The sequence below is a fragment of the Acinetobacter sp. NBRC 110496 genome (genome assembly GCF_000876115.1).
Classification (GTDB): Bacteria; Pseudomonadota; Gammaproteobacteria; order Pseudomonadales; family Moraxellaceae; genus Acinetobacter.
The window spans coordinates 24,813-31,703 of sequence record NZ_BBTF01000043.1 but is presented as its reverse complement, the minus strand read 5'-3'; the positions used below and the strand labels follow the sequence as shown (position 1 = coordinate 31,703).

At 38.1% G+C, this 6,891-nt stretch carries 5 protein-coding genes and 1 pseudogene; all 6 read left to right on the top strand.

Annotated features, from left to right (window positions below; genetic code table 11):
- Positions 1 to 4: 4 nt before the first annotated feature.
- Entirely contained in the window at positions 5 to 538 is a 534-nt protein-coding gene (locus Aba26S_RS16290) for a fimbrial protein (protein WP_005241011.1), read from the top strand.
- A gap of 81 nt (positions 539 to 619) precedes the next feature.
- Complete coding sequence (locus Aba26S_RS16285) at positions 620 to 1,354, top strand: molecular chaperone (RefSeq protein ID WP_005241009.1); 735 nt, start codon at positions 620 to 622, stop codon at positions 1,352 to 1,354.
- A 59-nt stretch (positions 1,355 to 1,413) separates the two neighbouring features.
- The gene (locus tag Aba26S_RS16280) at positions 1,414 to 3,987 is read left to right on the top strand and encodes a fimbria/pilus outer membrane usher protein (RefSeq protein ID WP_043973524.1); all 2,574 of its coding nucleotides are present in this window, start codon (positions 1,414 to 1,416) and stop codon (positions 3,985 to 3,987) included.
- Complete coding sequence (locus Aba26S_RS16275) at positions 3,984 to 4,997, top strand: fimbrial protein (RefSeq protein ID WP_005241005.1); 1,014 nt, start codon at positions 3,984 to 3,986, stop codon at positions 4,995 to 4,997. Before Aba26S_RS16280 ends, Aba26S_RS16275 begins: the two co-directional genes overlap by 4 nt.
- Before the next feature lie 144 nt (positions 4,998 to 5,141).
- Positions 5,142 to 6,115: pseudogene (locus Aba26S_RS16270) on the top strand (DUF4882 family protein).
- Between the two features lie 357 nt (positions 6,116 to 6,472).
- Positions 6,473 to 6,766, top strand: coding sequence for a hypothetical protein (locus tag Aba26S_RS16265; RefSeq protein WP_043973522.1), 294 nt, complete (start codon positions 6,473 to 6,475; stop codon positions 6,764 to 6,766).
- Positions 6,767 to 6,891 lie beyond the last annotated feature (125 nt).

The following is a 6,891-nucleotide window of genomic DNA, read 5'->3' as shown; positions in this document are numbered from 1 at the left end:
TATTATGAAGAAACTTGCTTTGATCGCTACTCTTTCAGTTGTAGGTATCGCTAACGCTCAAGCTGCTGATGGAACGATTACAATTAATGGTCTAGTAACAGACAAAACTTGTGACATCGTAACTCCAGCGGGTAAAGACTTTACTGTAACGCTTCCAACTGTTTCAAAACAAACACTTGCTAATGCAGGTGATGTTGCAGGTCGTACTCCATTCCAAATTAACTTAGGTAACTGTTCAGAAGGTAAAGTTGCAACTTACTTCGAACCAGGTGCAACTGTTGATTTCAATACTGGCCGTTTATTAAACCAAAACGCTGCTGGTGCTAAAAACGTTGATGTTCAATTATTAGGTAACAACAACCAAGTTATTCCTGTTCTTGCTGCTGGTAGCAATGGCGCTCAAACTAACTCTCAATGGGTTGACGTTGTTGAAGGCGGTAAAGCTGACCTTAACTACTATGCTGAATACTATGCAACTGGCGCTTCTACTGCTGGTGAAGTAAACACTTCAGTTCAGTACACTATTATTTATCAATAATCTTATTGATAAACTATGCGAATTTCTAGTTAGCTAGAAATTCGCAGTTGTATACTTCACGCAATCATAGAGTAAATTTTAATGGCACTGAACAGTTACAATTTTTTGCTTGGTCTAACGATGTCTTCGGCTTTAATCGCAAGTCACACACATGCAGAAATTATCTTGCATGGTACTCGCGTTATTTATCCATCTGATGCTCGTGAAGTGACTTTGCAAGTCAGTAACAACGGTTCTAAGCCATCGCTTGTTCAGGCATGGATTGATGAAGGTGATGCTAAAACCACACCGGATCAAGCTAAAGTTCCGTTCATGATTACTCCCCCGATTTCGCGTGTAGAGCCAACGAAGAGCCAATCTCTTCGTATTACTGCATTACCTAATGCTGCTCAATTAAATCAAAAGCAAGAAACTGTTTTTTGGTTGAATGTTTTAGATATTCCACCAAGACCAACAGCAAACAGTAAAGATGCTGTTCCTGATAATTTTTTACAGCTTGCAATCCGTTCACGTATCAAGTTTTTCTATCGCCCAGCAAGCATTAAAGCCGATGCCAATCTCGCTGGTGAAAAATTGCAGTGGGCTAAAAGTGGACAAACACTCATTGTAAAAAATCCAACACCGTTTCACGTCACCATGACTGCGGTGTATCAACAAAATGCAGGAAAGCCAGTTGACCTACTACCTAAAGGTCTAATGCTGTCACCTTTTTCAGAGGACAAAATCCAATTGAAAACAGGTAGTACTGAAAAGCTGAGTTATGTAAGCATCAATGATTACGGTGGTCGTATCGAACACCAGATCAAGCTTCAATAACAAATTTATTTTCAATCAATAAATGATTTTGTACCTATCATTGAATAGGCGAACGGATTATGTCAAAGAAAAATGCAACAGCTAAATTCTTGAAGCGTCGTATATGTTATTACCTTACTTCTGGGGTGATCACAGTGACGATGCCTATGGCTGTTTATGCAGTAGAACAGACAGCAGAAAAAGCCCCACCAATGGAAGCAGAATTCGACTCTGTTTTCTTAATCGGTGACGCACAAAAAGTAGATATTTCTCGTTTTAAATATGGTAACCCAGTTTTGCTGGGTGAATATAATGTTGATGTTTATATCAATGGTAACTGGTTTGGCAAAAGAAGAATGATGTTCCGTTCAACAGAACAAAATAAAAATGCCTATACCTGTTTCACATCAAGCTCATTACTCGAATATGGTGTTAAACAAGATGTGCTCGTGAACCGCACTGAGTCTAATGCACCAAATGCATGTTACAAAATCGAAGAATGGATCGAAAACGCTTATTATGATTTCGATACCTCTCGTTTACGTGTCGATATTTCAATCCCGCAAATTGCTCTGCAAAAAAATGCGCAAGGTTATGTTGATCCGAGTATTTGGGATCGTGGTGTCAATGCTGGATTTTTATCTTATAGCGGTAGTGCCTATAAAACCTTCAACCGCTTAAATGACAATAAAGAAACCACCAATGCCTTTATGGCAATTACTGCTGGCGCCAATATTGCGGGTTGGCAACTTCGCCACAATGGTCAGTGGCAGTGGCAAGATGGTTCGCAAAGCGAGCTAGATTCAACCAATACAAAGAAATCGACTTACGAATCGACCAGTACTTATTTACAGCGAGCATTCCCACAGTACCGAGGTGTTTTAACCTTAGGCGATAGCTTTACCAATGGTGAATTATTTGATTCCTTCGGTTATCGTGGTTTTGATTTTTCAAGCGATGACCGCATGCTGCCGAACAGTATGCTTGGCTATGCACCACGTATTCGTGGTAATGCAAAAACCAATGCCAAAGTTGAAGTTCGCCAACAAGGTCAGTTGATTTATCAAACCACAGTTGCACCAGGTAGCTTTGAGATTAATGACCTCTACCCTACAGGTTTTGGTGGTGAGCTTGAAGTTTCGATTATTGAGTCGAATGGTGAAATTCAAAAGCTTGCCGTTCCTTATGCATCTGTCGTACAAATGTTACGTCCTGGTTTAAGCCGCTACTCAGTCACTGCCGGTGAATTCCGCGACCGTGATATTGATTTAACACCTTGGGTAACACAAGGTAAATATCAACGCGGTCTGAATAACTACTTGACTGGCTATACGGGCTTTCAATTAGCTGAAGACTATAGTTCTTTATTATTAGGTGCCGCTGTTGCAACACCAATTGGTGCGGTTTCGTTTGACGTGACTCAATCGAATGCTGATTTTGACAAACAAGGCTCGCAATCAGGACAAAGTTTTCGCTTAAGTTACAGCAAGCTCATTTCACCGACCAATACGAACCTGACGTTAGCAGCCTATCGTTATTCGACGGAAAACTATTTAAAGTTACGTGATGCTGTTTTAATCCGAGACCTAGAAGATAAAGGTGTGAATACCTTTGCTGTAGGTAAGCAGCGTAGTGAATTCCAGATTACCCTGAACCAAGGTTTACCCGAAGGCTGGGGTAATATTTATATGGTGGGTTCTTGGAACGATTATTGGAATCGTAATGAAACGAGTCGTCAATATCAGGTCGGTTATAGTAATCATTATCAAGGATTAACTTACGGTCTTTCAGCGACCAATCGTCAACTCCAATACGGCTCAAATAATCAAACACGTGATACAGAATATTTGATGACGCTCTCTTTCCCAATGAATTTCAGAAAGAGCGCAGTCAATGTCAATGCAACCGCATCAGAAAACAGTCGTACAGTGGGTATGAGCGGTATGGTGGGTGATCGTTTCAACTACGGTGCATCGGTATCTCATCAAGATAGACAAAATCCAAGTTTCAACGTCAACAGCCGCTATCGTACTAACTTTGCTACCGTTGGTGGTTCTTATAGTATTGCTGATTCATATCAACAAGCGATGCTCAGTGTCAGCGGTAGTATAGTTGCACATGATAAAGGCATCTTGTTTGGTCCAGAACAAGGTCAAACCATGGTACTGGTTTATGCACCAGATGCTGCGGGTGCCAAAGTCAACAATACCGTTGGCCTCAGTGTGAATAAATCAGGTTATGCTGTTATTCCATATGTCACACCATATCGTTTAAATGACATCACGCTTGATCCTCAAGAAATGTCGACCAATGTTGAATTGGAAGAAACCAGTCAGCGTATTGCGCCTTTTGCTGGTGCGATTGCTAAAGTTGATTTCTCCACCAAAAAAGGTTATGCCATTTACATCAACACCAAAACTGCAACAGGTGAAGGCTTGCCATTCGCGGCACAAGTATTTAATACCAAAGATGAATCTGTGGGTATCGTAGCGCAAGGCAGTATGGTGTATTTACGTACTCAAGAGCCAAAAGGTGATTTGTATGTAAAATGGGGTGATGAAGCCAATGAACAGTGCCACTTCAGTTATGATGTTACCGCACAACTTTCTAACGATCAGCAAAGCATGATCATGACTGAGGCAGTATGCAAATGAAAAAATTACTTTTAAGCAGCGCCTTAGTTGCTGCAGGTTTTGCTATCAATACAGCAGCTCAAGCTGCTTGCTCAACTAGCGCGGGTTTCAGAACGATTGATGTGTCTATGCAAGTAGGGCGTGTTGTGGTTCGACCAAGTGACCCTGTTGGCAAAGTCTTAGTTAAATCTCTTTTTGAAATTCGCCCAGATTCTAGAACTACATATAGCTGTAATCGTAGTGATATGATGGTCGCCCGATTATTACAAAATTATGCAATTAGTTCTCTAGGCGATAATATCTATTCCACCAATATCCCAGGGATTGGCATTCGTCTGTATCGTGAAGCATTTAATGCAACAAATTTTTCTGGATATTATCCCTATACCCGTCCCGTACCAAGTACCCGTATTAGCCTTGCCGAAGGTTACTTCGTTGTCGAAATCGTGAAAACAGCTGAAAATACGGGCTCAGGAACATTAGTACCAGGTGTTTATAGTACCTATTATGCTGGGAATCGTAGTGATAGTCCGTTTTTAACCAGTACTGTTTATGGTAATGCGATTACCATTGCATCATCCTCTTGTGAATGGAGAGGTGATATTAATAAAGCAGTACAGCTTCCAACAGTAATGAAGTCAGGATTCAAAGGAATTGGTTCGACTCAAGGCGAACAATCGTTTGAACTTAATATTCTTTGTAATGGTGGTCAAAACCCAACAGGTTACGAAGAAAAAAACCTCATTAGTTTGACCTTTGACTATCAACAAGAAGGCAATAACACCCAAGTTTTAAAGAATCTTGAACCAAATTCGACTAAAGCAAATGGCGTTGGGGTACAGTTAGTATGGAACTATCAGAATAAAAATCAGGTTATTGGTTTAGGTAATAAGTTAGAATTAGGAACTGTGAAATCGAATCAGACAGTTCAATATAATGTCCCTCTCACTGCTCGCTATTATCAAACCGCAACGAATGTCACTGCAGGTAAAGTCCGTGCAATGGCAACTGTAACCATACAATACGATTAAACCTTTTATAAGACCTCTTCCCAAACAAGAGGTCTTTTTTTATATAGCTAAAATGAAAGTTATCTAAGTCCTTAATTTTAATTTATTAAAAAAATTCTCTTTTTTGTTTTTGATATAAAGCTTGACTCACATACCAGAGGAACAATTAATGAAAAACTGAGTATATTGGCACTTAGCCTCACTATTTTTGGTTGTGGTGAAAACCAGAATAGTTCACAAAATAATCCCAACGCCCAAACAACTGCAACAACCTCTACAAGCTTTAGTTCACTTAGTTTTAGTCAACCACAGACATGCCAATATAACTTCGATGCAACACAACAAGATTATGATGATTTATGGAACAATCAAAATTCAGACTATCTGATCGGTGTATTTCCTACGATTGATGGGCAAAAGTTTGACTTTACTGTTACCCCACCCTATTTTAGGGACCATTACCCTGAAGAAAATATAACTTTTAATTATTTTGACTTCTTATCAGCAAGTAAGAAACGACTACAAACAGTAAGAGGCAGTGAAGGATTTCGCCCTCCATTTCTAGATAATGCAGGTGATTTACCTTTACCAAATACAGGGATTCTTGCCTAAGAAATGCAAATAGACATTCCAGCAGTTCCACTTAACGGTTGTTACTACGGTGAACCTAGTTCATCATATTTTACAGATATCAATTTCAGTGGGGAAACCGATAATGGCTATATCGTAAGATCCCTCTATTCATTTGCTGCAGGCAGTGCTGATCCAGATTTTGGTGAGAATCCTCCCTTTGTATTATTTACCCTCGATTACCCAAATAGCAATCATACAGAGTATAGTTCAGCCGCTTATTACTACAGTAAATTGACAGAGTACCAAAGCAAATATCATCGATTAGGTGTTTATATTAACCAAAATAGCAAACAGGTTGGCTTTATTGTCAATGGTGTTGATCAAGGCTTCAATCTACCCTACCTGCAGCACTTGAAAATCTTAGTTTTAACATTGATAGCGGAGTCTCGATATATTCTAATCATTTAGATGGGCAAGAACTATCATCTGAAATGATCACTGACCGAAATGCTCTACAGTTCAACTACCCACAAGGTGCAACTGATATCTGTGGTAATGTCATTTAACTTAGATCAGATTTAAAAAACCTAATCACCAGATTAGGTTTTTTTATATTTTACCAAACTAGCGAAAGTATATTTTAGCGACACAAATACAAGTACACTTCCCTATTTCAACAACAAAAATAGATTCTTCCAACCATGTAATAGCAACCCGACAACTCAAATTTATAATTCTCAATACAATAAAAAACGTGATGTAATTAACAATTCAAAATAAATACATTAATTATCAATTTTAGATTAAAACCTTAAACAGATCACACTTAAACCAAATATTTAATCAATATTATTTTTTAAGATTGCTTTAATAATAAATTTTATGTTAATTAATACTTAATGCATTTTATAAAGGCAATAAACATGTATAACAATATTTATAAATCTGCCCTACTTTTATCATTAATGGCGTTTGCTTCGGTGAGTTATTCAGCAAGCACAATCCAAATGAATGGAAGTATTGTAGAAGACACTTGTTCTCAGCAACTTCAAACTAATGATTGTCATCAATTGAATACGCTTCGTGATAAGATTGATTCTCAATTAATTTCACTCAGTGATTTAAATTTGAACACCCAAAAAAATACAACAACAGATATTAGTATTGAACGATTTCCTGACCAAAAGAATGCGGTTATTATTGCAAGTTACTACTAGTTAATAGATTTCTTATCAAGATGTGAACTAATTAACATTAAATATTTAGTTCACATTTGACTTATCATCAAAATCTACATTTTATAATAATATTAAAGAAAATCAGATTTTTATTTAGTTCCATT

Bases quoted from the DNA above. Each gene is read 5' to 3' on its own strand.
- Aba26S_RS16290 (WP_005241011.1), top strand. From the start codon at position 5: ATGAAGAAACTTGCTTTGATCGCTACTCTTTCAGTTGTAGGTATCGCT.
- Aba26S_RS16285 (WP_005241009.1), top strand. From the start codon at position 620: ATGGCACTGAACAGTTACAATTTTTTGCTTGGTCTAACGATGTCTTCG.
- Aba26S_RS16280 (WP_043973524.1), top strand. From the start codon at position 1,414: ATGTCAAAGAAAAATGCAACAGCTAAATTCTTGAAGCGTCGTATATGT.
- Aba26S_RS16275 (WP_005241005.1), top strand. From the start codon at position 3,984: ATGAAAAAATTACTTTTAAGCAGCGCCTTAGTTGCTGCAGGTTTTGCT.
- Aba26S_RS16265 (WP_043973522.1), top strand. From the start codon at position 6,473: ATGTATAACAATATTTATAAATCTGCCCTACTTTTATCATTAATGGCG.